The organism is Micromonospora vulcania (genome assembly GCF_042658605.1).
GTDB classification, from domain to species: domain Bacteria; phylum Actinomycetota; class Actinomycetes; order Mycobacteriales; family Micromonosporaceae; genus Micromonospora; species Micromonospora vulcania.
On the sequence record NZ_JBHSQS010000005.1, the window covers coordinates 94,472 to 120,162 of the forward strand.

The window sequence follows — 25,691 nt, forward strand, 5'->3', positions numbered from 1 at the left end:
CCTGCGCAGCCAAGCCGACCGCAGCACCATCCGGGACATTGCTGCCACCCGTATGCCGAGGGGTCGCTGGCTGAGCCGTGCGGGCGTCGTTCAGGCCGGGGCCGGCGCGGACTCCTCGGCGCGGGACGCGCGCCAGAGCCCGTAGAGCGTCAGGGCGGCGGCGGCGAGCAACGGGCCGCCGTCCCGGACCAGGCCGTCGATCCCCAGCAGCCACCAGCACAACGGCAGGTCCACGGCGAGCACGGCCGCCGTGACGACGACCAGCAGGACGCGGGCCCACCGCTTACCGCGCAGGACGAACGCGGTGCAGAACAGCACCGCGTAGCTGGCCGCGATGCCGGCACCGAGCCAGAACAGCACTCCCGGCACCGCCGCCAGCCGGTCGTCCAGGATGGAGCCACCGGCCACCAGGGCCGGCACCAGCATCAGCGGACTGTAGGTGAACGCGGCCACCCGACTGGTCAGCAGCCAACCGCTGGCCTGCGGGCGGCGGGGTGGAGTCTCCCGCCAGGAGATGCCGGCCCGGTCGATGACCAGCCGGGGCCGATGCCGGACCAGGTGCCCGGCCAGCGCCGCAGAGCGGTAGAGCAGCAGGACCACCGCCGCGCAGAGCACGGTGAGCAGGGCGAAGCCGAGCAACCCGGGCAGTGGCGGCACACCCTGCCGGGGCACGATCAGCCGACCGACGGCGAAGATCGTCGTCACCGCGAGGATCAGCCCGAACGGGCGGGCCACCGTGCGGCCCCGCCGGACGTGCCCGATCAGCAGCAGAAAGCCGAACGAGCGCAGCATGGCCCAGCCGGTCCGTACGGCCAGCCCGAAGCCCTGTTCCGGGGCGTACCACCAATTGAGCACCTCGACCACGACGGTGGCCGCCGCGGTCGTCGCGAGCAGGATGGTGAGCACCCGGACGGCGGACGGCCGCCGGACCTCGGTCTCGGCGGCCGTCCTCATGGGATCCGATGATGCCCGTGCCGGGCAACGTTCACACCTAGCGCTGCGGCTGGGCGGCGTCCAGCCGGGCCCGCAGTGCGTCCAGCTCGGCCCACAGCACGCCGGGCAGCTTGTCACCGAACTTCTCGAACCACTCGGTGACCAGCGGCAACTCGTTACGCCACTCGTCCGGGTCGACCTTCAGGGCGATCCGGACGTCCTCCGGCGTCATGTCCAGGCCCTCGACGTCGAGCGAGTCCGGCGTGGGCACCATGCCCACCGGGGTCTCCACCGCGTCGGCCCGGCCCTCGATCCGCTCGATGACCCACTTGAGCACCCGGGAGTTCTCCCCGAAACCAGGCCAGAGGAACGAGCCGTCCGGGTCCTTGCGGAACCAGTTGACGTAGTAGATCTTGGGCAGCTTCGCCTCGTCGCCGTCGGCGCCCTTGCCCATCTCGATCCAGTGCCGGAAGTAGTCCCCGGCGTTGTAGCCGATGAAGGGCAGCATCGCCATCGGGTCGCGGCGAACCACGCCGACCGCGCCGGACGCGGCGGCGGTGGTCTCCGAGGAGAGCGTGGCACCCATGTAGACGCCGTGCACCCAGTCCCGGGCCTCGGTCACCAGTGGAACGGTATCCCGACGGCGACCACCGAAGAGGATCGCGTCGATCGGTACGCCGTTCGGGTCGAAGTACTCGTCGGCGAGGATCGGACACTGGGTGATCGGGGTGCAGAACCGGCTGTTCGCGTGCGAGGAGAGGCTGTCGCTCCCCGGCGTCCAGTCGTTGCCCTTCCAGTCGATCAGGTGCGACGGCGGCTCGCCCATGCCCTCCCACCAGATGTCCCCGTCGTCGGTGAGGCCCACGTTGGTGAAGATGGAGTTGCCACGGTCCAGCGTGCGCATCGCGTTGGCGTTGGTCTTCCAGTCGGTGCCCGGTGCCACGCCGAACAGGCCGTACTCCGGGTTGACCGCGTACAGCCGGCCGTCCGCACCGAAGCGCATCCAGGCGATGTCGTCGCCGATGGTCTCGACCTTCCAGCCCGGGATGGTCGGCTCCACCATGGCCAGGTTGGTCTTGCCGCAGGCGGACGGGAAGGCGCCGGCGATGTGGTAGACCTGCCCCTCCGGCGAGGTGATCTTCAGGATCAGCATGTGCTCGGCGAGCCAGCCCTCGTCGCGCCCCATCACGCTGGCGATCCGCAGCGAGTAGCACTTCTTGCCGAGCAGCGAGTTACCGCCGTAGCCGGAGCCGTACGACCAGATCTCCCGGGTCTCCGGGAAGTGCGAGATGTACTTGGTCTCGTTGGCCGGCCAGGGGACGTCCTGCTGGCCCGGGGCCAACGGCGCGCCGATCGAGTGCAGCGCGTGCACGAAGTTCGCGTCGTCACCCATCGCTTCGAGGATCTTCGCGCCCATCCGGGTCATGATGCGCATCGACGCGACCACGTACGGGCTGTCGGTGATCTCCACGCCGAACATCGGGCTCTCGGCCTCGACCGGACCCATCACGAACGGAATGACGTACATGGTGCGACCGCGCATCGAGCCGCGGTAAAGCTCGGTCATCGTCCGCTTCATCTCGGCCGGCGCCATCCAGTTGTTGGTGGGGCCGGCGTCCGCCTCGTCGACGGAGCAGATGTAGGTGCGCTCCTCGACCCGGGCGACGTCCGTCGGGTCGGTACGCGCGTAGAACGAGTTCGGCTTCTTCTCCGGGTTCAGCCGGATCAGGGTGCCGGCCTCGACCAGCTCGTCGGTGAGGCGGCGCCACTCCTCGTCGGACCCGTCCACCCAGACGACCCGGTCGGGAGTGGTCAGTTCCGCGACCTCACGGACCCAGGCGAGCAGTTTCGGATGGGACGTCGGGGCCTGATCGATACCCCGAACAACAGCCGGAGCAACCATGTCACATCTCCTTGTGGTCGACGCTGACCGATCTATGGGATGCACGAGTCTCAGCGGCGCGATGCGTCGCCTTCGTGGAAACCTGGGATTGGCCTCAGCGTAAACCGGGCAGCCTTCCGAGTCAGTGGGACTGGTTGTGAAGAACTGCACAAGGTACGGCTTCGCTGCGGCATCACGAGCTGATACCCGCTTTCCCGCGCAGTTTCACGCAAATCTTGTTGTGCACCCCGGCCGACGTGAGTTGCGGTGGAGCCGTGGACCGGCCCCGCCGACCGGTCCGTGGGTTCCCGTTCCGGGGCGCGTCAGTCCTCCCGGTTGGTTACGCTGCGTTCAATGGCGGCGTACCCGGCGAGGGATGCGACGCCCGCTCGCCGTTGCTGCACCCCGGACTGGCCGGCAGCCGGTAGGCTCGCCCCGTGGCCGCCACGATGACCGGGGAGCAACCGGGTCCCCGGCAGACCCGACCGGGTCTGGTCCGCGCGCTGCTCGACCGGTTCGGTCACCTCATCCACGAGCTGAGCAAGTTCGCCACGGTGGGCGGGATCGCCTTCCTCATCGACTTCGCGTTGTTCAACTACCTGACGACCGTGCGCGGCGTCGAGCAGGTGACCGCGAAGACGATCTCCACCGTGATCGCGGCGACCGTCGCCTTCGTCGGCAACCGGTTCTGGACCTGGCGGCACCGGCAGCGCAACAACCCGGCCCGCGAGTACGCGCTGTTCTTCTTCTTCAACGCGGTCGGCCTCGGCATCGCGGTGGGCTGCCTCGCGATCAGCCGGTACGGCCTCGGCAGCATCTGGCCGGCGGTGTTCCAGACCCCGCTGGCCGACAACATCGCCAGCTTCGTCGTCGGCACGGGCCTCGGCACGCTGTTCCGATTCTGGTCGTACCGGCGGTTCGTCTTCATCGAAGCGGGAACCCCGATCGTTCCGCAGGTGAAGCACGACCGTGATCACGGGGCGTGACCTGCCGCCCACCTCGACCGGCCGGTGATCGCCGGCTTCACCGACTGCCCTAAGGTGTTTCGCATGCGTCTTGTCCGTCTGCTGCCTGAGCGCTGGCAGAAGTTCATCCACGAGGCGCTCAAATTCGGCATCGTCGGCGGCATCAACACCGTCATCAATTACGCGGTGTTCAATGCCCTTGCACTGACCGTTTTCGTCAATGGTCAGTTGAAGGCCAACGTGATTGCGACCATCGTCGCCACGATCACGTCGTACCTGATGAATAGGCATTGGACGTACCGGGATCGCCCGAAATCGGCGCTTCGTCGGGAATACGTCCTGTTCTTCCTGTTCAACGGGGCCGGCCTGCTCATTGAGCTGGGTGCCGTGGCAGTGGCCAAGTACGGGCTCGGCCTGACCAGCCTGCTGGCGCTGAACGTGGCCAAGACCGCCGGTGTCGGCCTGGCCACGCTCTTCCGGTTCTGGTCCTACCGGACCTTCGTCTTCCAGCCCAGCGCACCGGCCGCGGCAGCGCCCGAGCCCAGCTGGTCGGCGATTCCCCGGGACGAGTGGGACACCATGGCCGAGATGGACCCGGTGGCCGAGCTGGCCGAGTCGGTCTCGGAGCTGGAGGAGCAGCAGCCACCACCGGCAGGTGACCGACCGAACGGCACGCCCACCCAGGGACGGCCGGGAGCCGTGCAGGACATGACGGCCGATCTGGACGCGGAACTCGCCGCGGAACTGCACGCCGGCACCCGTCGCGCGCCCCGCCGGTGACTCCACCCGCCACCCGCTCCGGCACCGGAGCCCCCGCCGAGCTGTTCTTCGAGGATCTCGCGCCCGGTCTGACGGTCGACCTGGGTGTGGTCACCGTCGACGGCGACGAGATGGTGGCCTTCGCTCGTCGCTTCGACCCGCAGTGGTACCACGTGGACCCGGAGCTGGCCGAGGCGAGCCGGCACGAGGGGCTGATCGCCAGCGGCTTCTACACGGTCAGTCTGTTCATGCGGGCGTACGTCGACCACCTGCTGTCCCGTGCCGCGGCGGACGCCTCCCCCGGTCTGGAGGAGCTGCGCTGGCTCGCACCGGTGCGCGCCGGTGACCGGCTCGCCGTCCGGGTGGACGTGATGGGCGCTCGCCCGTCGACCGCCCGCCCCGGCCTCGGCACCGTGAGCCTCACCGGCACCATGCTGCGTCTCGGCCCCGACGACCGGCCCGAGCAGGAGGTGCTGCGGACCCGCTTTCGTGGCTGGTTCGCCCTGCGCCCGGCCGATCCCCCGCCCGAGGGCGACCCGAGCGACTGACCCGCCACCGCCTCCGAGGCGGTGGCGGGGGTCAGGATCAGGTCGTGGTGTCGCGCAGCGGCTTGCCCTCGCGCATGTCGGCGAGGATGTCACGCATCTCCCCGTCGCCCAGCGAGTGCTTGTCGTGCTGCGCCTCGACCAGCTCGTACAGCTTGGTCTGCACCTGGCCGACACCCGGGACGTCGGCGAGCACCGACTGGCCCCGCTCGCCGGCCGACTCGATGGTGAGCGTGCCGCAGCCGAGCATCCGCTCGAGGAAGTGCTGGTTCATCGAGTGGTCGTTGATCCGGGTGAGCGGGATGTCCCGCCGGTCCCGGGAGAAGACACCCTGCTGGAGCAGCACCCGCTCGTTGGTGAACAGGTAGTGCGTGGTGCGCCAGACCAGGAACGGCCACAGCCCGAGCCAGACCACCGCGACCAGGGCGATCAGCCCGATCACGGCCAGCCCGATCGAACCACCGCTGGTCTCCGGCAGCAGGAGCACGCCGACCACCACCGCGGCGATGGCCAGCACCAGCACCACGATCGGTCGGATCAGCGCCTTCCAGTGCGGGTGCAGGTGCAACACGACATGCTCGTCTTCAGTGAGCACGTCTTCGGGGAAAGCCACGGCAACCTCCAACGCAGAAACAGTCGCGCTGACCGTAAACCCCCCACCTCCCCCCACAACATCCGCCACGCGGCCGGACCACACTCTTAGTGATCTTGCAATCCGGTGGTAACCCCGGCTCGCACGCCAGCGCCGGGTGATCGGCGGATCAGCGCAGGTGCAGGACGTCGCCGGCCGCCAGAGCGCGGTCGCCGGTCGAGGTGGTGAGCAGCAGTTGGCCGTCGGCGTCCACGCCCGTGGCGGTGCCGGTCAGCTCGTCGCCACCGGGAAGCAGGACCCGCACCTCGCGGCCGACCGTGGCACAGGCCGCCAGGTAGGCGTCACGCAGGCCGCTGGCCACCGCGTCCCCGCCCGCGGAGCGCCAGCGGTCGTACCAGTCGGCGACCGCGCGTAGCAGCGCCCGCAGCAGAGGGTCCCGGTCGGTGGCCGCCGCGCCGGCCAGTTGCAGCGAGGTGGCCGCCAGCCCGGTCGGATTCACCGGCAACTCGTCGGCGCGCAGCGTCACGTTGAGCCCGATACCGAGGACGATCGCCGGAGGCTGATCCACCGAGCCCCCGGGCACCGCCTCGGCGAGCACCCCGGCGCACTTGGCGTCGCCGATCAGCAGGTCGTTGGGCCACTTGAGGGTGGCCTCCAGCTCGGCCAGCCGGGCCACCGCCTCGACCAGCGCGACGCCGGCCAGCAGCGGCAGCCAGCCGTACCCGGTGGGTGGCACCGGTTGCCAGCCGCGGTCCGGCACGGCCACACCCGGCCGCAGCAGCACGCTGGTGGCGATGCCGGCCCGGGCCGGCGACTGCCAGACCCGACCGCGCCGGCCGCGACCGGCGGTCTGCCGCTCGGCGACCACGACCAGGCCCTCCGGCTCGCCGGACCGGGCCGCGTCGGCCACGTCGGCGTTCGTGGAACCGGTCTCGGCGAGCAGCTCCAGCCGGGCCCACGGCCCGTGCGGGGCGACCAACGCGCGCCGCAGCCGGGGCGCCGACAGCGGCGGGCGGTCCAGATCGGTGTACGGGGAGCCCGGCATCCCGCCAGCCTACGACGGTGACGGGACCGGCACTGAGGCGTACTGCACAACGGCGTCGACCTGAACCATCGTTATATTCCCTGGGTGACTACCGAGACCGGGATCAACATCCACAGCACCGCGGGCAAGCTGGCGGACCTGGAGCGACGGGTCGACGAGGCGGTGCACGCCGGGTCGGCGCGCGCGGTCGAGAAGCAGCATGCGCGCGGTAAGAAGACCGCCCGCGAGCGGATCGAGATGCTGCTCGACGAGGGCTCCTTCGTCGAGCTGGACGAGCTGGCCCGGCACCGGTCCACGGCGTTCGGGTTGGAGAAGAACCGCCCGTACGGCGACGGCGTGGTCACCGGCTACGGCACGGTGGACGGCCGGCAGGTCTGCGTCTTCGCGCAGGACTTCACGGTCTTCGGTGGCTCGCTGGGCGAGGTCTTCGGGCAGAAGATCGTCAAGGTGATGGACCTGGCCATGAAGATCGGCTGCCCGGTGGTCGGCATCAACGACTCCGGCGGGGCGCGTATCCAGGAGGGTGTGGTCTCGCTCGGCCTCTACGGCGAGATCTTCTTCCGCAACGTCCGGGCCTCCGGCGTCATCCCGCAGATCTCGCTGGTGATGGGTCCCTGCGCCGGCGGCGCGGTCTACTCCCCGGCGGTCACCGACTTCACCGTCATGGTCGACCAGACCTCGCACATGTTCATCACCGGTCCGGACGTGATCAAGACGGTGACCGGCGAGGACGTCGGCATGGAGGAGCTGGGCGGGGCGCGTACGCACAACTCGCGCAGCGGCAACGCGCACTACCTCGCCACCGACGAGGAGGACGCGGTCGACTACGTCAAGGCGCTGCTGTCGTACCTGCCGTCGAACAACCTCGACGAGCCGGTGGTCTACTCCGCCGACGCCGACCTCGAGGTCAGCGACGAGGACCGCGAGCTGGACACGCTGATCCCGGACTCGGCCAACCAGCCGTACGACATGCACCGGGTCATCGAACACGTCCTCGACGACGGGGAGTTCCTGGAGGTCCAGCCGCTCTACGCGCAGAACATCGTGGTCGGCTACGGCCGGATCGAGGGGCGCCCGGTCGGCGTGGTCGCCAACCAGCCGATGCACTTCGCCGGCACCCTGGACATCGCCGCCTCGGAGAAGGCCGCGCGGTTCGTCCGCACCTGCGACGCGTTCAACATCCCGGTACTGACCTTTGTGGACGTTCCCGGCTTCCTGCCCGGCACCGGGCAGGAGTGGGACGGCATCATCCGCCGGGGCGCCAAGCTCATCTACGCGTACGCCGAGGCCACCGTCCCCAAGGTCACCGTGATCACCCGCAAGGCGTACGGCGGCGCGTACGACGTGATGGGCTCCAAGCACCTCGGCGCGGACCTGAACTTCGCCTGGCCGACGGCGCAGATCGCGGTGATGGGCGCGCAGGGCGCGGTGAACATCCTCTACCGCTCGGAGTTGGCCGGCGCCGAGGACCCGGCGGCGGTCCGGGCCGAGAAGGTCGCCGAGTACGAGGACACCCTGGCCAACCCGTACGTGGCGGCCGAGCGCGGATACATCGACTCGGTGATTCCGCCGCACGAGACCCGGACCCAGATCGTCCGGGCGCTACGCGTCCTGCGCACCAAGCGCGAGACCCTCCCGGCCAAGAAGCACGGCAACATCCCCCTCTGAGCGCTGCGTCTGCGCTCTGCGCTCTGCGCCTTGGTCGGCGCACTTACCAGGATGTAGTGGCCTCCCGACCCGGACGAGGCCACTACATCCCTGATGTTGTGCCGATCAAGAATGGCGCGCGGTCAGCAGGACGGGTTGGCGGCGGTGCACATTCGTAGCGCGGCCGCCTGGCCCAGCGCCTTCAGATCCGCGTAGTTCAGGCCGAGTCCGACGATGCCGGGGCCGACGCCGACGACACCGGGGCCGGGCACCAGCACCGTGACCAGGTCACCCACCCGGACCACGATCGTCATCCCGACCGGCCCGGTCGGTCCCAGTGTCCTGCCATCGGCCTGGCCGCGCGGAGCGAGTGATTCGTGGCGTACCAGCATCGACTCGTCGCCGGCGAAATCGCGCGCCGCCAGCTTCCAGGTGTGCACGGTCTCGCTCGGCAACGGCTCGCCGGCCACCACGGTGGACCCGACGAGACGCCACTCGGCACAGGCGCTCAACAGCATGGCCAGCCCACGGAAGAACTCGTCGCTCACCTTCGGGTCGAGCCGGTAGATGTCCTGGCTGAGCGTCACTCCACCGGACGCGCCGTCGGTCGTCAGCGACAAGAGGGTCTGCGACCGCGAGTAGCGGGAGAAGGCGTTGACCAGTGGCAGGTCGTGCTCGTGGCCGCACCTCTCGAGCAGCGGGTCCGACCGGACCACCTCACCGAGGCCGGCCTCGCCGAGTTGGACGCCCGTGGCCACGGGGACATCGCGCGGCGTCAGCAGGGACTCGTGCGGGATCTCCGCCGTGGCGACGGTCCCGGTCGGTCCCGGCACAGTCGTCTCGTGCGGGGCCTGCGGTCGTACCGTGATGGCGTACGCCGGCCCCGTCACCGCCGCGAGCACCGCGACCACCGCCAGCACGACGGTCCGCCGGCTGCGCCGTCGGGCTCGGGCCCGGATCTCCTGCGGCTCCGGCCACCGGGTGCCGCTCAGGTCCCGGTGGATCCGTTCGACGAATGCCATCTCGTCACGCATCGGTTGCCTCCCCCAGGTCAGAGACGGCGAGCAGCCCGGCGAGCGCGGCGCGCCCCCGGGAGAGTCGGGCCTTGACCGTGCCGACCGGTGCCGCGGTCTCCCGCGCCACCTCGGCCACCGGCATTCCGACCAGGTAGTACAGCGCCAGGGCGGTGCGTTGCTCCTCGGGCAGTTGACGCAGCGCGGCGACCACCTCGACGGTGTCGGTGCCCGGCCCGGGAACGGTCTCGGTCGCCCCGTGCCGCAGGTATGCCCGAGCGCGACTGCGCAGGCTGCGCCACCGGCTGACCGCGACCCGGCTGGCCACCACCCGCACCCACGCCTCCGGGTCGTCGTACTGGCTGATCGTCGACCAGCGCTGCCACGCCCGGATGTACGCCTCCTGCACGGCGTCCTGCGCCTCGCCCCGGTCACCGGTGAGCGCGTAGACGAAGGCGAGCAGCCGTTGTCGGCTCGCGCGGTAGAACTCGTCGAACCCGTCGACGTCCGGCACCCGCTACCTCCCCGTGTCGGTCGGTGGGAACACGCGCCGGGCGGGGCCGTCGGTTGCCCCGATCAGGCCATCATCTTCTCCAACTCGGCCAGCGGGAACCCGCCGGCCGCGATCCGTTCCCGGACCGCTCGGCGTACCGCCTGCTGCACGGCCACGTTGGCCGGCGTCGGTACGCCGTGCAGCCGACCGAGCAGCGCGATCTCCCCGTTGAGGTGGTCGACCTCGGTCGACCCCGCGCCTCGGGCCAGGCTCTGCCAGGTGGAGCCGCCGGAGCGGGCCTCGCCGTCGACCGGGCGCTGCTGAACCAGGTCACCGCGTTCGGCTCTCTCCTCCTCGGACGAGGTGTACGCGATCCTCGCCGCGTCCAGCGCGGAAACTCCCTCGGCGCGTACCCGCTCGGCCAGTTCCTCCGGGATGTCCCGGCCGAGCAGGGCCTGGAGACCGTTGCCGAGGTTGCTGAGCAGCTTGCCGTACTTCCAGCGCAACACGTCCGCGCGCACCGGCGCGACGAATCCGGCGGCGGTCAGGTCGGCGGCCACCGCACGGTCGGTGTCGTCGGCGCCAGTCGGGTACCGCCCGATGTGCAGCATCCCTGGATGCGGGTAGCCGTTGGCCACCACCACGCCCGGCTCCAGGTGGGTGGCCGGCAGCCAGACGCAGACCGGGTGCACCGCGGCGAAGAGTCGCAGCGCGGCCCGCTCGTTGGCCACCCCGTTCTGTGCCGTGAACAGTGGTAGCCGCTCGCCGGCCGTACCCCCGCCAGCGACCGGCGCGTCCACCCAGGCGGCCAGCGCGCCGTCGGTGTCCTGCGACTTGACGGTGAGGATCAGCACCGTGTCGGCGGGCAGCGGCTGGTCTCCGGGGCCGGGCACGGCGGCGAGCCGGGAGGTGACCTCACCGTCGGGCTGGCGCAGGGTCAACCCGCGCGCCCGGATCACGTCCAGGTGCGCGCCACGCGCCACCAGGGTCACCTGTTGGCCGGCCTGGGCCAGCCGTACGCCGATGGTCCCGCCGACCGCGCCCGCCCCGATGATCACGTATCGCATGGCCTCATTCTGCCCGCACGGCAAGGTGGCAGAGCCAGCTCTGCCCCACGGGTGACACGGCCCGCTCCAGCCGCAGCGGGGTGAAGCCCGCCTCGACCAGCAGCGCTCGGGACTCCTCGCCGGAGTAGCGGGCGAAGTAGCGGTCGGCTTCCTCACCCCGCCACCGCTCCCAGCTCTCGCCGTCGCCCTCCTGCAGGGAGGCCAACAGTGGCCCGTCGGCCCGCAGCACCCGGCGCATCTCGACGAGCGCTGCCGGCGCAAGCGCCTTGGGCAGATGCAGCAACGAGGCGGAGCACCACACCGCCCCAAAGGCGGCGTCGGGGAACGGCAACCGCAGCATGTCGGCCTGCACCAGTGGTGCGGCGGTCCGGGTACGCGCGAAGTCGAGCATCCCCCAGGAGAGGTCCAGCCCCACCGCGGCCACACCCCGGTCCGACCAGAAGGCGAGGTCGCGCCCGACGCCACAGCCGAGGTCGAGCAGCGGGCCGACGCACCGGTCCTGCACCTCGTCGGCGACGGCCAGGTAACTCGGCGGCATGCCTGCGTTACGGGCCGCGAACTCACCCGCGATCCGGTCGTACGCGTTCCGGTTCCGGGTCGTCAACTCGTCCATGGCCAGCCACCGTACCGACCGCCCCCACTCGGGTCAGACGGTCAGGCCGGCGTCGGTGAGGATCGTTCCGGCCAGCAGCAGCGCGCCGGCGATCAGGGCGACCAGGTTGACCAGGGCGAAGACGGTCACCCAGAAGAACGCCGGGAACGGGGTGAGCCCGGCGAGCTGATCGGCGTCGGAGGCCGGCATCCGGCCGCGTGCGCGCAGCTGTTGCAGCTCCACCACCGGCCGCACCCCGCCGAGCAGCAGGAACCACACCCCGGTGTACGCGAACGCGGCCTGCACCTGCGGGGTGGCGTACCAGGAGACGGCGAGCACCAGCGCGCCGGTGACCAGCAGTGACACCACGCCGAAGGCGTTGCGGATCATGATCAGCATGGCCAACAGCAGCGCTACCGCGACCCAGAGCAGCAGGGTGATCCGGTTGCCGCCGAGCAGCCAGGCACCGGCAAGCCCGACCAGCGGTGGGGCGATGTAGCCGGCGAGCAGGGTGAGGATCATGCCCGGCCCGGTGGGCCGACCGGCGGAGAGCGTCAGCCCGGAGGTGTCCGAGTGCAACCGAATCCCGCGCAGCTTACGGCCGGTGAGCAGCGCGACCAGCGCGTGACCGCCCTCGTGCGCGATGGTGATCGCGTTGCGGGCGATCCGCCAGGGCAATCGGGTGGCGACCACCACCAGCGCGACGGCAGCGGTGATCAGTACCAGCAGTGGGGGCGGGTCCGGCTGCGCACCGAACAGCATGTCCCACAGGTCGCCCAGCCCGTCGATCGACATCATGGGGCGCGAGCCTACCGGCGGCGTTCCGTGTCGTTACCGGGACGCCAACTCGTATCCTGTGAAACTGATCGGGTGGCGAGCGGAGCGGGAGGTGAACGCAGGTGAGCGCAGCACCCCTGGAGCCGCACATCGGCCTGTGGACCGAGGCCGACTACTTCGCCCTGGGCGAGACCCCGGACCGGATCGAGTTGCTCGACGGGAGCCTGATCGTGAGCCCTGCACCGAGCCGACGACATCAGCGGGTGTCGCGCCGACTCGCGAACAGCATCGAGGCAGCAGCAGCAACCCGTGGTCTTTCGGTCTACGACGCGATCAACGTCCGGCTCGGCATCGACCGTGTCGTGATTCCGGATCTCGTCGTAACCGACGTCGACGACGAGGGCACCTTCCTCGACGTCGATCGGGTGTCCCTCGTCGGCGAGGTCGTCTCGCCGGGCAACGCGGCCGCCGACCGCCTGCTCAAAATGCAGCTCTACGCCATCGCGCGGATCCCGTGGTACCTGCTGGTCGAGCAGGACGGTGACGGTCACTCGCTGCGGCTGTTCCGACTGGACGGCGGGCACTACGTCGAGGACCAGGTGGCCAAGCACGGCGAGACGCTGACCATCGTGGAGCCGTTCCGCTGGCAGCTCGACCCCGCCAGCCTGCGCTGATCACGTCCGCTCCGTCGCGGCACCGCCATGCCCCCGGAGTGAAGCTTTCTTCAACAAGTCTTGCGATCTTGGGCAGTTACCTTCAATGATGGGCATCAATAGCCGGCGTCCTTGGAGGCAGCCATGGCCCGTACCCGATCACCGCTGCGCCGCGTGCTCGCGGCCGGCCTCACCGTCCTCGCCACCGCGGCGGCGACCCTGGTCGCGACCGCAGGCCCGGCGGCCGCCGCCACCACCCCCGGCATTGACGTGTCGCACTACCAGGGCACCATCAACTGGACGAGCGTCCGCAACGCCGGCATCCAGTTCGCCTTCATCAAGGCGACCGAGGGCACCAGCGTCAAGGACTCGGCCTTCAACGCGAACTACGTCAACTCGTACAACGCCGGGGTGATCCGCGGGGCGTACCACTTCGCCCGGCCGAACATCTCCGCCGGCTCGACCCAGGCGAACTACCTGGCCTCCAACGGCGGCGCCTGGTCGGCGGACAGCCGCACCCTGCCGGCCGCGCTGGACATCGAGGCCAACCCGTACAGCGGGGGCTACTGCTACGGGCTGAGCACCACCGGAATGCGCAACTGGGTCCAGGACTTCCTGAACACCTACCGCTCCCGCACCGGCCGGTACGCGGTCATCTACACCACCACCAGCTGGTGGAACCAGTGCACCGGCAGTTGGACCGGCCCGTGGGCGAACCACCCGCTCTGGCTGGCCCGCTGGGCGAGCGCGCCGGGCACCCTGCCGGCCGGTGCGCCGGTCTGGAGCTTCTGGCAGTACACCAGCACCGGCAGCGTCTCCGGAATCAGCGGCAACGTGGACCGTAACTACTGGAACGGGGACCGGACCCGGCTGATCGCACTGGCCAACAACACGGCCTGATCGGTTCCGTCCGCCCGATCCGCCTGGGGAGGCGGTTGGCGGCAGCGGGATCGGCTGTCAGCACCTGGTTGACAATCGGTCCGGCTGCCGCCACGTCCACAAGTACGGGTCAGGCCCGCCGTCGGGTGGCCATCGGCACCGCCACCGGCACCGACCTGGCATCGTCGTGAGCCAGCGCACCCCGCCGGGTCAGCCGCCAGGCGACAACCCCGCAGACGGCAATGGTCACGACGCTGAGCAGGGCGATGAACGCCCAGATTCCGGCGCTGACCAGCAACAGGACCGCGTCGCCCAGGGCGACGAGCATCCACAGTGCCAGCCGGGGCCGGGCGTCCCTCCGTCGGTAACTCATGTCGTACCTCCTTCCGTCGTCGAAGGTCAGGTACCCCGGACGACGGAAGGTCATGCGAATCAGTTTCGCGGCGGCGCGAATCCCGCCGATCAGTCCTTGCGATCGGGCACGAAGCCGTTGGCGATCCGGTCGAAGTTCGGCAGGTTGGCCTGCCAGTCCTTCTCCGCGATCTCCCACCGCAGCGCGTAGCCGCGGTTGCTGGCCGTCACGAAGCCGCGGTTACGGACGTGGATCCTGGTCCCGTCTCGGGTCTCCAGCCACTCCCAGTCCCCGCAGGTCTTCCAGAAGACACACTTCTTGATGCGGAGGAGCTTGTAGTCCTTGACGAAGTCCTTGCGGTTCGGCTCCTGCTCCTCCCAGTCCTTGACCGCATCCTTGCCCGGTGTGGGGGTCCACTGCACGAGCAACTCGCCCGGCCCGTTGGCCTGGTCGAAGACGACCGTGTCGCCGCTGACCTGCTTGCGCACCCAGCCGTTGGGCAGCGGCAGGGCGAAGCCGGCCGGGTCCCTGTGCAGCGTCCAGCCTGCCGGCAGCGCGTTGGGGTCCACGGACGGCGTGGCCGACGGCGTCGGGCTCGGAGCACCGGTGGTCGGCGGGGGCGTCGCCGGAGCGGACGTCTGCGCCGGCCCCGAGGTCACGGCAGTCCCGGTCGGACCGACCTGTGGCGTCTCGTCGTCGCCCTTGGTGAGCACCGGCACGATCACCACGAGGCCGATCAGCAGCAGTGCCACCACGGCACCGATCAGCAGATTGCGGCGGGTGTTGTTGGGCTTCGTACCGTCGGACAGCGGCACCGCCGCGCGCCCGGACGAGCCCATCTGGGCTGGCATGACCGACGTCGGGGTGGTCCGCCGACGCTGCGCCGGGGGCACCGGCTCGACCACCGGGCCGTCGACCTCGGTCGGTTCGTCATCGGCCGCTGTCGTCGTACCGTCGGCGGGTGTGTCGCCCGGGGCCCCGACGGTCGCGGTCGGCTCGGCATCGGACGTGGCCGGGCGGTCGATCGTGGCCGTCGGCTCGGCCGGCACCGTCGCGGTGGGTTCGGCATCCGCACCGGAGGGCACGATGGCCGTCGGCGTGGCGTCGGCGGCGGAGGCGATCGGGGTACGCGGCGCGGGCGGGGAGACCGGCCGATCGGCCTGCTCCTCACCGGGGCGCGGTGCCGGTACGAGAGGTGGGCGCGGCTCGCGCGGACCGTTCGGCCCTGGCCGGCGTACGCCATCGAGCAGCGAGATGCCACGGGTCCGCTTGCCACCGGCCCGGCGCAGCAGGCGCTCGGCCACGTCGGCGGTGATCCGCTCGCTCGGGTCCTTGCGAAGCAGACCGTTCAACACGGCCTTGAGCGGGCCGGCGTTCTTCGGCGGCGGCATCGGTTCGGTGGCCAGCGCCGCGAGGGTGCCGATCGCCGACGGCCGGGCGTACGGCGATTTGCCCTCGACGGCCGCGTAGAGCGTCGCGCCCAGCGACCACAGGTCGGCCTCCGGCCCGGCGGTGCCGTCCCGGGCCCGCTCCGGCGAGATGTACGCGGGCGAACCGAGCACCATGCCGGTGCGGGTGACGTTGGGGTCGCCCGGAATGGTGGCGAGACCGAAATCGGTCAACACCACCCGGCCGTCGTCGCCGAGCAGCACGTTGCCGGGCTTGACGTCACGGTGCATGACGCCGGCCTTGTGCGCCGCGTTCAGCGCGCCCAGCACCCCAAGGCCGATCTCCACCGCGCGGGCGGGCGAGACCGGCCCGTCCGTGGCGAGCGTGTCCTGCAGTGACTTCGACGCCACGTACTCCATGACGATCCACGGGTCGCCGTCGGTGCGCAGCACGTCGAAGATGCGTACGACATTGGCATGGTTGAGTCGGGCGATGGCCCGCGCCTCACGCAACGAGCGCTCCCGCATCTCGCGGCGCTCCTCGTCGGTGAGACCGGGCGGCGGCACCAACTCCTTGATGGCGACGTCCCGGTGCAGCACCTCGTCGCGCGCTTTCCACACCCGACCCATGCCGCCCTGGCCGAGCGGCGATAGAAGCCGGTATCGGTCAGCGACAAGTTGGGGAAGCGCGTTCGACATCGGTGAGACGGTACCCGGACCCCCTGATCGTCACACCGCCGGCACGCCACTGTGCGTTTCCCGGACCTTCGCGCCGCGTACCCTGAGGTCATGTCTGCCGAAGAGCCCCTGTTCCGGGTCGTTCGTGGCGTGCCCACCGCAGAGGAACTGGCCGCCCTGGTGGGTGCGATCGTCGTCCGGTCCCGCCCGGCCGCCGCACCCGCGCGGGCCAGCACGTCCACCTGGGCCCGCAGCGGCCGACCGGCCGGCACGACGCCGGCAGCCGGGCCGGGTGCGTGGCGCGCCGCTGGCCTGCCCCGCTGACCCGACCCGCCGTACGGGGGCTGCCAGGGTCGCTTTGAGCCGTTAACCTCACTGAGAGAAACGGTGCAGTGACGGGTAGGGAGTACCGATGATCCCCGAAGAGGACCGCCCAGCGCCCTGGCTGAGCAACTACGGCGGCATCGAGGCCGACATCCGCCAACTCCGGGAGTTCGCCGACCGGCTCGCCGCAGAGGTCGAGAGCAACTACGCGCCGCACCTGTCGTACATCGCCGACGACATGTCCGCCAAGTTGCCCAACCCGTGCGACGCCTTCATCGAGCTGGTCGCCTTCCTGCACGCACACCACGAGACCCAGCAGGCAACCACCGACATGGTGTACGCGGTCCGCGGCGCCACCGGCCACCTGGCCGCCGTGGCCGACCGGGTCGCCACGAAATACGGAGACACCGACGCCTTCTCCGCCGCCCGGGTGGTGGACGTGGAACGAGCCCTCGCCGACCCGGGGGCCGTCCTGTCCGGTGGCCCGACGCCGACACTGCACGACCCCACCGGCCCCGACGAGACGCCGGTGGTGCTGCCGTGATCGAGAGGGGCAGCGGCCGCACCTCCGGCCTCACCGACTGGCAACTCATGGACGTCAACAGCATGTGGGCGTGCCTGCAGGACCACGACACCGCCAACCACTGGAAGCAGGTCGCCGGCTGGCGCAAGGTCTGCGACCTCGCACAGATCCACCTTGGCCGGCTTCAGGAGTACCGGCGCGGCCTTGCCGAGGCGTGGCCGCCGGAGACCAGCGCCGCCTCCGGCACGTACCTCGCCGAACTCGACGAACTTATCGCCAAGGTTCAGCACACCCACGACGCCGCAGCGGCCAACTACACGGCGCTGTCCGCCGCCACCCAGGCCATCGGCACCACCCGCGCCGAACTCCGCAAGGTCTACGAGGAGTACGCGGGCAAGCTCCAACAGAGGCAGGCGTACGAGGCCACGGCCGCCGACCCGAAAGCCGTCATGGGCAGCCGGGTCACGGAATCACCGGTGACCGACGCCGAGCTGGAACGGCTCAACGTGCAGGCGCGCGGGATGATGTTCAACCTCAGCGGGGAACTCCAGCAAGCCCAAGCAACCCTCCAAAAACCACCGCCCAGGCCGAAGACCAACCCCGGCATCGATCAGAGTGACGCAGACGCGTATGACGCAATTGCCGCTCCGGTCCTTCCTCCGATCATCCCAGTGCCGCTCTCAAACAAGTCAACAATCCAGCCACCCCCCGCAACGGCTTCGGTGCCGGCGCCAACCGCACCCGGCGTCGGTCCGGTGCTGGGCGGAGTACTCGGCACAATCACCCCCGGCCCAACAAATTCACCTCCACCAATCAATGCCACACCGCCAACGCCGCCCAACCCAACACCCGGCTTCGGGGCACCGCCGCTGCCGCCTACCACCTCTGCACGTGGTGATTCATCGGGGACGCCACGCCCCCAGCCCTCCCCGACTAATCAGCTGGGCAGCCGAAACCCTTCAGCTACCACGGGAAATTCCCCCACGCAGCCGCGACCGATGCCCCCGGGGGGCTTGATCGGTGGGACACCTGGGATGGGCCTTGGGCAACCTGGAAGCGGTAGCAGCTCGCCTCGCCGCATCAACCCGGTGGGCGGTGTAATCGGCGGGGGTGGCGCAGGAACAGGACCCACAGGTGGGGCTGGCTCCCGTCCAGGCGGGGGCCGGATATCGGGTGCCATGCACGGGCTTTCGCCCTCCGGCTACGGCGTTGGCGCCAACGGGGGGATCGGTGCAACTACAGGTGGCCGCCCAACCGTGCGTCCCGATGCCCATGAAACGCCCCGCGAGGAGAAGCGTCACTGGGACCCCGACCAGCCATGGGATACCGATGAGGGCGTTGCCCCAGTTGTTCGCCCACCGAATGAAGAGGGGCCCATCGACCCCGGCCCGGCTATCGGTCTTGACCGTTGATCCTGCGTACCTCCCGGGCGACATTTATTACCATAAGTCTCACGGTCGCACTCCTGTCCGTCCCGGGAAGAGTGGGGGCCAAGCCGGGCCCTGTGGGCGTAGACCAAGTACGCAAAGATCAATGGCACCTAAGTTTTCTTGAAGCAACCGAAGCGCAACAGATCAGTCGCGGCAAAGGGGTAATCGTCGCAGTGCCAGACACTGGCGTGGAACCACACCCTGACATTCGCGAAAATCTTCTAAGCGGTACCGATATCGTCGCAGGCGGCAGCGGCGATGGTCGGCGGGACGGCAGCAGCCATGGCACTGGAATGGCCGGGTTGATCGCTGCGCACGGCCAGCCTGGAAAGATTGGCGCACTCGGCATCGCCCCAGAGGCGAACGTCCTTCCCATCCGAACAAGTCTGACCGATCAAGATGGCAACAGCGATGACCTCGCGGCCGGGATCGAGTTTGCCGTCAGGCGAGGAGCTACCGTCGTCAGCGTCTCGTCTGTGGCCGGACCAAACGACCGACTCAGACGCGCCATCGAGATGGCCATGCGGGCAAACGTTGTCGTTGTAGCAGGATCTGGGAATAGGCCACGCGACAGTTTTGTAGGCTTCCCGGCCGCCTATCCCGGAGTAATTGCTGTTGGGGGCGTAGATCGCAACGGGATTCACGCCGCCGTGTCGGTCACCGGGCCCGAGATCGACGTGGTTGCGCCCGCCGTCGATATCTACAGCACCAGCATCGACGGCAAGTACCGCAGGGGCACTGGTACTTCCGATGCGACGGCCATCGTGGCGGGGGCGGCGGCGCTGATCCGGTCCAAGTACCCCCACCTTCCCGCTTCGGAGGTGGCGCATCGACTCACGGCCACGGCCGTTGACAAGGGTCCGCCCGGGCGCGACGACGAGTACGGCTATGGCGTGATCGACCTCGTGGCGGCGCTGACGGCAGACGTACCCCCGTTGGGGTTCGAATCGGTGAGCGCGCCGAGCACGACCGCCGTCGCCCAGCCGGACGACGGCGGCGGCGGCGCGACTGCCCGCGGCCTGGCCACGCTCGGGGTGATCGTGGCAGCCGGTGTCGGATGGGCGCTGGTGGTACGACGGCGCCGGCGCAGCGATGATCCACCGCCGCGGGTTAGCCGCTGACGGGTCGACAGCACCGTAGATCGCCGCGGAGCGCCGGCCCGTTGACGAGCGCCGGGACGACAACGCACGCCACGCCCGTAATGCCCGTCCGGGGCCGAGGCGCCTACCAGCCATGGGCGCTGGGCCGGGTAGCGGCGCGTGCGGTCGTGGTGGGGGGTGCCGAGCCGGTAACGTCGGTCGGGTGTCTGTTTCCCTGCCGCTCCGCCTCGTGCTCGCCTCGGCGAGCCCTGCCCGTCGTAAGTCTCTTCAGGCCGCTGGGATCGAGCCGGACGTGCTGGTCAGTGGGGTGGACGAGTCCCTGGTGGTGACCGAGCGGGCCGAGGATCTGTGCCTGGAGTTGGCTCGGCTCAAGGCGCAGGCTGTGCTGACCCGGCTGAGTCCCGCCGCCGATCAGCGGACCCTGGTGATCGGCTGCGACTCGGTGCTCGCGTTCGACGGGGAGATTCTCGGCAAGCCTGCGGATCCGGCGGACGCCACCCGGCGTTGGCAGCGGATGCGGGGGCGCAGTGGTGTTCTGCACAGTGGGCACTGCCTGATCGACGTTACCGCTGGGCGGCGGGCAGAGGCGGTGGCGTCGACCACCGTCCACTTCGCTGACATCAGTGACGACGAGATCGCTGCGTACGTGGCCAGTGGGGAGCCGCTGGCGGTGGCTGGCGCGTTCACCATCGACGGGCTCGGCGGACCGTTCGTGGAGCGGATCGAGGGTGACCCGGGTACGGTCGTCGGGCTTTCGATGCCGCTGCTGCGCCGTCTGCTGGCGGAGTTGGGTCTGAACATCACCGATCTGTGGACGAAGATCGCGCCGGGCGGACAGTCGGTCGAGCCGCTCGGTAGCGTCCGGTCATGACCACAAAGTCGATCCCTCTCACTGACGAACTGCACGCGTACCTGATTGCGCACGGCACCCCGCCGGACGAGATCATTCGGGATCTGGCCGAGGAGACCCGGTCGGTGCTGCCGGAGCACGCCACGATGCAGGTGGCCCCGGAGCAGGCGGCGTTCCTGACGTTCCTCACCCGGCTCCTCGACGTGCGGCAGGCCGTGGAGGTCGGCACGTTCACCGGGCTCTCGTCGCTGGCGATCGCGCGCGGGCTGCCCGAGGGCGGGCGGCTCACCTGCTTCGACATCTCCGAGGACTTCACCGGCATCGCGCGACGCTACTGGGCGCGGGCCGGTGTGCAGGACCGGATCGAGCTGCGCATCGGCCCGGCCGCGGACGGGCTGCGGGAGCTGCCGCACGAGCGGTACCTGGACTTCGCGTTCATCGACGCGGACAAGACCGGCTACCCGGTCTACTGGGCGGAGCTGGTGCCCCGGATGCGTCCGGGCGGGGTGATCGCCGTTGACAACGTGCTGCGCGGCGGGCGGGTGATCGCGCCGGAGAACGAAGGTGACCGGGCGATCGCCGCCTTCAACGACGAGGTGCTGGCCGACGTGCGGGTCGACCCGGTGATGCTGCCGGTCGCGGACGGCCTGACCCTGGCCCGGGTGCGCTGACGATCGCAAGCCAAATCAAAGGCTGAGCGCCGCAGGCGCGGATGTCGGGGTGTCCCCTGCCCGGGGACACCCCGACATCGCGTGCCAGGTCAGCGGACGCTACGGGCGAACTGGCGGGCGGCCCAGAAGACCCCCGCCGCCGCGAGCACCGCGGTGATGGTCAGTCCCTGCCAGACCTTGTCGCTGCCCAGGTCCCCGGCGAACAGCGCCCGGGTGCCGTCGACGGCCCAGGAGAACGGGTTCCAGTCGGCGATGCCCTGGAGCCAGCCGGGCGCGAAGGTGAGCGGCAGCAGGATGCCGGAGAGCAGCAGCACCGGCTGAGCCACCGTGTTCATCAGCGGGGCCAGCGCGTCCTCGCTCTTGACCTTGAGCGCGACGCCGTACGAGACGGCCGAGGTCATCAGCGCGATCAAGGCGAGCATCAGGTACGCCAGCAGCAGGTCCCCGATGAACACCCGCAGGTCGAACAGGAGCGCCAGGAGGGTGATGATGACCGCCTGGACGATGAGCGAGACCACGTCGCGTAGCGAGCGGCCGAGCAGCAGGGCGAGCCGGCTGACCGGCGTGACCCGGGAGCGTTCGATGACGCCGGCGCGGAGTTCGGCGATCAGGCCGAACCCTTGGAACAGGCCGCCGAAGATGGCCAGCAGCACCAGCAGTCCGGGTACGAAGATCTTGTAGGCGGCGGCCTGGGTGGGCGCGTTCAGCGCCGGCTTGAGCAGCGGGGCGAAGAGCAGCAGGTACATCACCGGCTGGAAGACGCCGACGAAGACCCAGACCGGGTTGCGCAGCAGCAGCTGGATCTGGCGCTGGAAGATGAGCCAGGTGTCGCGGGCGAGTTTCATGACGATTCTCCTGTGATGGGTGCTCAGGACTCGCGCAGCGAGCGGCCGGTCTTGGTCAGGAAGACGTCGTCCAGGCTGGGGCGGTGCAGCTCGATCGAGCGCAGCTCCAGCCCGGCGTGGTCGAGTCTGCGCAGCACCTGCGGGATGGCGGTGGCGCCCTCGTCGACATAGAGGCGCAGGCCGCCCTCGTCGGCGGTCTCCAGCTTGTTGACGTACGGCTCGCTGTCGAGCACCTCGGCGGCCTGCGGGGTGGCGGCCAGGTCCAGCCCGACCAGCACCACGTCGCCGGAGATCTCGCGCTTCAACTCGGCCGGAGTTCCCTCGGCCACCACCTCGCCGTTGTCCATGATCGCGATCCGGTCGCAGAGCGCGTCGGCCTCGTCCAGGTAGTGCGTGGTGATGAAGACGGTCATCCCGTCGCTGCGCAGCCGTCGGATCTCGTCCCACATGTGCGCGCGGCTCTGCGGATCGAGGCCGGTGGTCGGCTCGTCCAGGAAGACGATTTTCGGCTCGTGGATGATGCCGAGCGCGATCTCCACCCGTCGGCGTTGACCGCCGGAGTAGGTCTTGCACTTGCGGTCGGCGTACTCGGTGAGCTGGAAGGCGTCCAGCGCGCGGGCCGCGCGACGTTGGGCGTCGGCCTTGCCGATGCCGTACATCCGGGCGTGCAGGACCAGCTCCTCGCGGGCGGTGGACTCGTCCCAGGTGCTGCCGCCCTGCGGCACGTACCCGATTCGGCGGCGCACCTCGGCGGGGTCCTTGCGCAGGTCGGCGCCGGCGATGGTGGCGTCGCCGCCGTCCGGCTCGATCAGCGTGGCGAGCATCCGCAGCGTGGTGGTCTTGCCGGCACCGTTCGGGCCGAGGAAGCCGAAGATCTCGCCCTCGGCGACCTCCAGGTTGACGCCCCGCACGGCGTCCACCGTCTTCGTCTCTCGACCCGCGCGGGAGCGGAACGACTTCCGCAGCCCCCTGGTCTCGATCATCTCTGCTCCTGGTCGTTTCGGGCCGGCCAGTGCCGGCGGTCGAGTGGGACGCCGCCAGATGGCGCACTCCCCCGCTGTGCCGACAGCAGGCTAACGCGATATAGCGTTTTTAGTCAACGTTGATTATTTCGCGTCAGAGGCGGTCGGCCGGTCCCCGCTGTCGGTCCAATGCGGCCAGAGCTCAGCCCCGTCCAGCTCAGCAGGCAGGTACGACACTCCGGAGTCGATCCGTTCCGCGATCCGCTCACACCAACCCGACTCGGCCTCGGCCCGCGCCGCCCAGAGCTCGAACAACCAACTGACGTGCACCGGCTTGGTGGTGCGCATCCAGTCCGAATCGAGGGAGGCACGCATCGACTCGACGCTGGCGCGCAGCAGGTTGGCCCGGTTCCGCAGGGCCGCCGCCGCCTCCGAGCGCGGCAGCGCCGGCAGGAAGGAGAACGCCGCCGCGAACGGGTCCAGCGGCTCGGACAGGCCCCACCAAAAGCCGCGCAGTAGCGTCTGGAACTCGTCCTCCCCGGTGGCGGTGACCTCGTAGGTGGTACGCGCCGGGCGGGCGCCGACCTGCTCGGTGGCGACGGCGCGGAGCAGGCCCTCCTCGGTGAGTTTGCGCAACGCGTGATAAATCGAGCCGGGCTGCACGTTCGCCCACCGGTCGGCGTTCCAACTCAGCAGCTCGCGGCGCACGTCGTAGCCGTGTACGGGCTGCATCCACCGCACCAGTCCGAGGATCATCATCCGAGTCGCAGACACCGGACAAGCGTAATAAACAAGTTTGACTAAAGCGCGCCGGCACAGTGCGGCATCCCACACTGAGCGATCGTTAGGGTCACCAGGGTGGCCGATACACTCCCGGTCAGTAACCTGCCGGGAGGAGCCACGAAGGTGCGCAAGGTACTCATCGCCAACCGCGGCGAGATCGCCGTCCGGGTGATCCGCGCCTGCCTCGACGCTGGCCTGGGCTCCGTCGCGGTCTACGCGGACTCCGACCGCGACGCCCTGCACGTCACGCTCGCGGACGAGGCGTACGCGCTCGACGGGGACAGCGCGGCCGAGACGTACCTACGCATCGACAAGCTGCTCGACGTGGCCGCCCGTGCCGGTGCCGACGCCGTGCACCCCGGCTACGGCTTCCTGTCCGAGAACGCCGACTTCGCCCAGGCTGTCATCGACGCCGGGCTGACCTGGATCGGCCCCACTCCGCAGGCGATCCGCGACCTGGGCGACAAGGTCACCGCCCGGCACATCGCCCAGCGCGCCGGCGCTCCGCTGGTCCCTGGCACCCCCGATCCGGTGGCCGGCCCGGACGAGGTGATGGCCTTCGCCGTCGACCACGGCCTGCCGGTCGCCATCAAGGCCGCGTTCGGTGGCGGCGGCCGTGGGCTCAAGGTGGCCCGCACGATGGAGGAGATCCCCCAACTGTTCGAGTCGGCCACCCGGGAGGCCGTCGCCGCGTTCGGCCGGGGCGAGTGCTTCGTCGAGCGTTATCTGGACCAGCCGCGGCACGTCGAGGCGCAGGTCCTCGCCGACCAGCACGGAAACGTGATCGTGGTGGGCACCCGGGACTGCTCTCTGCAGCGGCGGCACCAGAAGCTGGTCGAGGAGGCACCCGCCCCGTTCCTCACCGAGGCCCAGCGGGCGCAGATCCACGACAGCGCCAAGGCGATCTGCCGCGAAGCGGGCTATCACGGTGCCGGCACCGTCGAATACCTGGTCGGCGCGGACGGCACCATCTCCTTCCTGGAGGTCAACACGCGGCTCCAGGTCGAGCACCCGGTCACCGAAGAGACCGCCGGCATCGACCTGGTCCGCGAGCAGTTCCGGATCGCCGACGGCGAGAAGCTGCGGATCACCGAGGACCCGACGCCGCGCGGGCACTCGATCGAGTTCCGGATCAACGGCGAGGACCCGGGCCGCAACTTCCTGCCGGCCCCGGGCACGGTCACCGCTCTGCGGCTGCCCACCGGCCCGGGCGTGCGGGTGGACACCGGTATCTCGGCCGGCGACGTGATCGGCGGCAACTTCGACTCGCTGCTGGCCAAGGTGATCATCACCGGTGAGACGCGCGCCGAGGCGCTGGAGCGGGCCCGCCGCGCTCTGGACGAGATGGTCGTCGACGGGATGGCCACCGCGCTGCCGTTCCACCGGCTGGTGGTGCGGGACGAGGCGTTCACCGCCGAGCCGTTCTCGGTGCACACCCGGTGGATCGAGACCGAGTTCGACAACACCGTGCCGGCGTTCGTCGCCGCCGCCGGCGCCGCCGAGGCGCCGGCCGAGCGCGAGACCGTGGTGGTCGAGGTGGGTGGCAAGCGGCTGGAGGTCAGCCTCCCCGCCGGCTTCGGCGGGGGTACGACCACCGCAGCGCCAGCCTCCCGTAAGCCGGCCCGGCGTGGTGGTGGCGCCAAGGCCGGCGCCCCGGTCGGCGGTGACACGCTCACCTCGCCGATGCAGGGCACCATCGTCAAGATCGCGGTTGCGGACGGCGACACCGTGGCCGAGGGCGACCTGGTGGTGGTGCTGGAGGCGATGAAGATGGAGCAGCCGTTGCACGCCCACAAGGCGGGCACGGTCAGCGGACTCACCGCCGAGGTCGGTGCCGTGATCACGTCTGGTGCCCCCATCTGCACCATCGCTTAAGGAAGGGCACCTTAATAACGCCTGGTGCATAGGAAGGGGCCCTTCCTAACGGGCAATGGGTGTGCGCG

General features: G+C 70.0%; 27 protein-coding genes and 1 pseudogene. 14 read left to right on the plus strand and 14 right to left on the minus strand.

Annotation, left to right across the window (positions count from 1 at the left end):
- Positions 1 to 90 precede the first annotated feature (90 nt).
- Together ACFQGL_RS09605 and ACFQGL_RS09610 are read right to left on the minus strand one after the other, a co-directional pair.
- A complete protein-coding gene (locus ACFQGL_RS09605; RefSeq protein ID WP_377508640.1) occupies positions 91 to 954 on the minus strand; it encodes a hypothetical protein in 864 nt (287 codons plus the stop codon).
- A 37-nt stretch (positions 955 to 991) separates the two neighbouring features.
- Positions 992 to 2,836 carry a phosphoenolpyruvate carboxykinase (GTP) gene (locus tag ACFQGL_RS09610; RefSeq protein ID WP_377508643.1) on the minus strand — a complete coding sequence of 615 codons (1,845 nt, stop codon included), beginning with the start codon at positions 2,834 to 2,836 and terminating at the stop codon, positions 992 to 994.
- A gap of 136 nt (positions 2,837 to 2,972) precedes the next feature.
- Between ACFQGL_RS09610 and ACFQGL_RS09615 the strand changes: the two are divergent.
- The 4 genes and pseudogenes from ACFQGL_RS09615 to ACFQGL_RS09630 all read left to right on the plus strand — a co-directional run.
- Positions 2,973 to 3,062: pseudogene (locus ACFQGL_RS09615) on the plus strand (GtrA family protein); the annotation flags it as partial.
- 202 nt (positions 3,063 to 3,264) lie between these two features.
- Entirely contained in the window at positions 3,265 to 3,801 is a 537-nt protein-coding gene (locus tag ACFQGL_RS09620) for a GtrA family protein (protein ID WP_377509542.1), read from the plus strand.
- 63 nt (positions 3,802 to 3,864) lie between these two features.
- Positions 3,865 to 4,560 carry a GtrA family protein gene (locus tag ACFQGL_RS09625; RefSeq protein ID WP_377509545.1) on the plus strand — a complete coding sequence of 232 codons (696 nt, stop codon included), beginning with the start codon at positions 3,865 to 3,867 and terminating at the stop codon, positions 4,558 to 4,560.
- Positions 4,557 to 5,087 carry a MaoC/PaaZ C-terminal domain-containing protein gene (locus ACFQGL_RS09630; protein ID WP_377508646.1) on the plus strand — a complete coding sequence of 177 codons (531 nt, stop codon included), beginning with the start codon at positions 4,557 to 4,559 and terminating at the stop codon, positions 5,085 to 5,087. The genes ACFQGL_RS09625 and ACFQGL_RS09630 overlap by 4 nt, the downstream gene beginning before the upstream one ends.
- A 37-nt stretch (positions 5,088 to 5,124) precedes the next feature.
- Here the strand turns inward: ACFQGL_RS09630 and ACFQGL_RS09635 are convergent, their stop codons facing one another.
- Both ACFQGL_RS09635 and ACFQGL_RS09640 read right to left on the minus strand, forming a co-directional pair.
- Entirely contained in the window at positions 5,125 to 5,697 is a 573-nt protein-coding gene (locus ACFQGL_RS09635; RefSeq protein ID WP_377508649.1) for a PH domain-containing protein, read from the minus strand.
- Between the two features lie 148 nt (positions 5,698 to 5,845).
- Positions 5,846 to 6,721 carry a biotin--[acetyl-CoA-carboxylase] ligase gene (locus ACFQGL_RS09640; RefSeq protein WP_377508652.1) on the minus strand — a complete coding sequence of 292 codons (876 nt, stop codon included), beginning with the start codon at positions 6,719 to 6,721 and terminating at the stop codon, positions 5,846 to 5,848.
- Positions 6,722 to 6,805: 84 nt separating this feature from the next.
- Here ACFQGL_RS09640 and ACFQGL_RS09645 point away from each other — a divergent pair, with 84 nt between their 5' ends.
- Positions 6,806 to 8,389, plus strand: a complete 1,584-nt coding sequence (locus tag ACFQGL_RS09645) for an acyl-CoA carboxylase subunit beta (RefSeq protein WP_377508655.1) — start codon at positions 6,806 to 6,808, stop codon at positions 8,387 to 8,389.
- A gap of 122 nt (positions 8,390 to 8,511) precedes the next feature.
- Here ACFQGL_RS09645 and ACFQGL_RS09650 read toward each other — a convergent pair whose 3' ends face one another.
- The 5 genes from ACFQGL_RS09650 to ACFQGL_RS09670 all read right to left on the minus strand — a co-directional run bounded on the left by ACFQGL_RS09650 (position 8,512) and on the right by ACFQGL_RS09670 (position 12,331).
- Complete coding sequence (locus ACFQGL_RS09650) at positions 8,512 to 9,402, minus strand: hypothetical protein (RefSeq protein WP_377508658.1); 891 nt, start codon at positions 9,400 to 9,402, stop codon at positions 8,512 to 8,514.
- Positions 9,395 to 9,895: a sigma factor-like helix-turn-helix DNA-binding protein gene (locus tag ACFQGL_RS09655; RefSeq protein ID WP_377508661.1), complete on the minus strand. Its 501-nt coding sequence runs from the start codon at positions 9,893 to 9,895 to the stop codon at positions 9,395 to 9,397. The genes ACFQGL_RS09650 and ACFQGL_RS09655 overlap by 8 nt, the downstream gene beginning before the upstream one ends.
- Before the next feature lie 62 nt (positions 9,896 to 9,957).
- The gene (locus ACFQGL_RS09660) at positions 9,958 to 10,941 is read right to left on the minus strand and encodes a ketopantoate reductase family protein (RefSeq protein WP_377508664.1); all 984 of its coding nucleotides are present in this window, start codon (positions 10,939 to 10,941) and stop codon (positions 9,958 to 9,960) included.
- A 4-nt stretch (positions 10,942 to 10,945) separates the two neighbouring features.
- Positions 10,946 to 11,554, minus strand: a complete 609-nt coding sequence (locus ACFQGL_RS09665; RefSeq protein WP_377508667.1) for a class I SAM-dependent methyltransferase — start codon at positions 11,552 to 11,554, stop codon at positions 10,946 to 10,948.
- 33 nt (positions 11,555 to 11,587) lie between these two features.
- The gene (locus ACFQGL_RS09670) at positions 11,588 to 12,331 is read right to left on the minus strand and encodes a M50 family metallopeptidase (RefSeq protein WP_377508669.1); all 744 of its coding nucleotides are present in this window, start codon (positions 12,329 to 12,331) and stop codon (positions 11,588 to 11,590) included.
- Positions 12,332 to 12,432: 101 nt separating this feature from the next.
- On the opposite strand from ACFQGL_RS09670, the gene ACFQGL_RS09675 reads away from it, so the two are divergent.
- Both ACFQGL_RS09675 and ACFQGL_RS09680 read left to right on the plus strand, forming a co-directional pair.
- Entirely contained in the window at positions 12,433 to 12,984 is a 552-nt protein-coding gene (locus ACFQGL_RS09675; protein WP_377508672.1) for a Uma2 family endonuclease, read from the plus strand.
- 123 nt (positions 12,985 to 13,107) lie between these two features.
- Entirely contained in the window at positions 13,108 to 13,863 is a 756-nt protein-coding gene (locus ACFQGL_RS09680; RefSeq protein WP_377508675.1) for a GH25 family lysozyme, read from the plus strand.
- Positions 13,864 to 13,972: 109 nt separating this feature from the next.
- Here the strand turns inward: ACFQGL_RS09680 and ACFQGL_RS09685 are convergent, their stop codons facing one another.
- Entirely contained in the window at positions 13,973 to 14,215 is a 243-nt protein-coding gene (locus ACFQGL_RS09685) for a hypothetical protein (protein ID WP_377508677.1), read from the minus strand.
- Positions 14,216 to 14,304: 89 nt separating this feature from the next.
- On the minus strand, positions 14,305 to 16,281 hold the full coding sequence (locus ACFQGL_RS09690; RefSeq protein ID WP_377508680.1) for a serine/threonine-protein kinase: 1,977 nt from the start codon (positions 16,279 to 16,281) through the stop codon (positions 14,305 to 14,307).
- Between the two features lie 90 nt (positions 16,282 to 16,371).
- Between ACFQGL_RS09690 and ACFQGL_RS09695 the strand changes: the two genes are divergently transcribed.
- The 6 genes from ACFQGL_RS09695 (at position 16,372) to ACFQGL_RS09720 (ending at position 21,158) form a co-directional block, all read left to right on the plus strand.
- The gene (locus ACFQGL_RS09695) at positions 16,372 to 16,584 is read left to right on the plus strand and encodes an acyl-CoA carboxylase subunit epsilon (RefSeq protein WP_377508683.1); all 213 of its coding nucleotides are present in this window, start codon (positions 16,372 to 16,374) and stop codon (positions 16,582 to 16,584) included.
- Between the two features lie 88 nt (positions 16,585 to 16,672).
- Positions 16,673 to 17,128 carry a hypothetical protein gene (locus ACFQGL_RS09700; protein WP_377508686.1) on the plus strand — a complete coding sequence of 152 codons (456 nt, stop codon included), beginning with the start codon at positions 16,673 to 16,675 and terminating at the stop codon, positions 17,126 to 17,128.
- On the plus strand, positions 17,125 to 18,519 hold the full coding sequence (locus ACFQGL_RS09705; protein ID WP_377508688.1) for a hypothetical protein: 1,395 nt from the start codon (positions 17,125 to 17,127) through the stop codon (positions 18,517 to 18,519). Before ACFQGL_RS09700 ends, ACFQGL_RS09705 begins: the two co-directional genes overlap by 4 nt.
- Positions 18,520 to 18,611: 92 nt before the next feature.
- Entirely contained in the window at positions 18,612 to 19,658 is a 1,047-nt protein-coding gene (locus ACFQGL_RS09710) for a S8 family serine peptidase (protein WP_377508691.1), read from the plus strand.
- 181 nt (positions 19,659 to 19,839) lie between these two features.
- Positions 19,840 to 20,508: a Maf family protein gene (locus ACFQGL_RS09715; protein ID WP_377508694.1), complete on the plus strand. Its 669-nt coding sequence runs from the start codon at positions 19,840 to 19,842 to the stop codon at positions 20,506 to 20,508.
- The gene (locus ACFQGL_RS09720; RefSeq protein ID WP_377508696.1) at positions 20,505 to 21,158 is read left to right on the plus strand and encodes an O-methyltransferase; all 654 of its coding nucleotides are present in this window, start codon (positions 20,505 to 20,507) and stop codon (positions 21,156 to 21,158) included. The genes ACFQGL_RS09715 and ACFQGL_RS09720 overlap by 4 nt, the downstream gene beginning before the upstream one ends.
- A gap of 89 nt (positions 21,159 to 21,247) precedes the next feature.
- Here the strand turns inward: ACFQGL_RS09720 and ACFQGL_RS09725 are convergent, their stop codons facing one another.
- The 3 genes from ACFQGL_RS09725 to ACFQGL_RS09735 all read right to left on the minus strand — a co-directional run bounded on the left by ACFQGL_RS09725 (position 21,248) and on the right by ACFQGL_RS09735 (position 23,724).
- Positions 21,248 to 22,003 (minus strand): ABC transporter permease, encoded by a 756-nt coding sequence (locus ACFQGL_RS09725; protein WP_377508699.1) that lies wholly within the window; start codon positions 22,001 to 22,003, stop codon positions 21,248 to 21,250.
- Between the two features lie 23 nt (positions 22,004 to 22,026).
- Positions 22,027 to 22,986: an ATP-binding cassette domain-containing protein gene (locus ACFQGL_RS09730; protein WP_377508702.1), complete on the minus strand. Its 960-nt coding sequence runs from the start codon at positions 22,984 to 22,986 to the stop codon at positions 22,027 to 22,029.
- 123 nt (positions 22,987 to 23,109) lie between these two features.
- Positions 23,110 to 23,724 (minus strand): PadR family transcriptional regulator, encoded by a 615-nt coding sequence (locus tag ACFQGL_RS09735; RefSeq protein ID WP_377509548.1) that lies wholly within the window; start codon positions 23,722 to 23,724, stop codon positions 23,110 to 23,112.
- A gap of 147 nt (positions 23,725 to 23,871) precedes the next feature.
- Between ACFQGL_RS09735 and ACFQGL_RS09740 the strand changes: the two genes are divergently transcribed.
- Positions 23,872 to 25,623, plus strand: coding sequence for an acetyl/propionyl/methylcrotonyl-CoA carboxylase subunit alpha (locus tag ACFQGL_RS09740; RefSeq protein WP_377508705.1), 1,752 nt, complete (start codon positions 23,872 to 23,874; stop codon positions 25,621 to 25,623).
- The last annotated feature ends 68 nt before the right edge of the window (positions 25,624 to 25,691 follow it).

Coding starts and splice junctions, on each gene's coding strand:
- ACFQGL_RS09730 (WP_377508702.1), bottom strand. CDS start 22,986: ATGATCGAGACCAGGGGGCTGCGGAAGTCGTTCCGCTCCCGCGCGGGT.
- ACFQGL_RS09640 (WP_377508652.1), bottom strand. CDS start 6,721: ATGCCGGGCTCCCCGTACACCGATCTGGACCGCCCGCCGCTGTCGGCG.
- ACFQGL_RS09620 (WP_377509542.1), top strand. CDS start 3,265: ATGACCGGGGAGCAACCGGGTCCCCGGCAGACCCGACCGGGTCTGGTC.
- ACFQGL_RS09680 (WP_377508675.1), top strand. CDS start 13,108: ATGGCCCGTACCCGATCACCGCTGCGCCGCGTGCTCGCGGCCGGCCTC.
- ACFQGL_RS09735 (WP_377509548.1), bottom strand. CDS start 23,724: ATGATGATCCTCGGACTGGTGCGGTGGATGCAGCCCGTACACGGCTAC.
- ACFQGL_RS09610 (WP_377508643.1), bottom strand. CDS start 2,836: ATGGTTGCTCCGGCTGTTGTTCGGGGTATCGATCAGGCCCCGACGTCC.
- ACFQGL_RS09650 (WP_377508658.1), bottom strand. CDS start 9,402: ATGCGTGACGAGATGGCATTCGTCGAACGGATCCACCGGGACCTGAGC.
- ACFQGL_RS09625 (WP_377509545.1), top strand. CDS start 3,865: ATGCGTCTTGTCCGTCTGCTGCCTGAGCGCTGGCAGAAGTTCATCCAC.
- ACFQGL_RS09660 (WP_377508664.1), bottom strand. CDS start 10,941: ATGCGATACGTGATCATCGGGGCGGGCGCGGTCGGCGGGACCATCGGC.
- ACFQGL_RS09605 (WP_377508640.1), bottom strand. CDS start 954: ATGAGGACGGCCGCCGAGACCGAGGTCCGGCGGCCGTCCGCCGTCCGG.
- ACFQGL_RS09695 (WP_377508683.1), top strand. CDS start 16,372: ATGTCTGCCGAAGAGCCCCTGTTCCGGGTCGTTCGTGGCGTGCCCACC.
- ACFQGL_RS09665 (WP_377508667.1), bottom strand. CDS start 11,554: ATGGACGAGTTGACGACCCGGAACCGGAACGCGTACGACCGGATCGCG.
- ACFQGL_RS09720 (WP_377508696.1), top strand. CDS start 20,505: ATGACCACAAAGTCGATCCCTCTCACTGACGAACTGCACGCGTACCTG.
- ACFQGL_RS09670 (WP_377508669.1), bottom strand. CDS start 12,331: ATGATGTCGATCGACGGGCTGGGCGACCTGTGGGACATGCTGTTCGGT.
- ACFQGL_RS09685 (WP_377508677.1), bottom strand. CDS start 14,215: ATGAGTTACCGACGGAGGGACGCCCGGCCCCGGCTGGCACTGTGGATG.
- ACFQGL_RS09690 (WP_377508680.1), bottom strand. CDS start 16,281: ATGTCGAACGCGCTTCCCCAACTTGTCGCTGACCGATACCGGCTTCTA.
- ACFQGL_RS09700 (WP_377508686.1), top strand. CDS start 16,673: ATGATCCCCGAAGAGGACCGCCCAGCGCCCTGGCTGAGCAACTACGGC.
- ACFQGL_RS09725 (WP_377508699.1), bottom strand. CDS start 22,003: ATGAAACTCGCCCGCGACACCTGGCTCATCTTCCAGCGCCAGATCCAG.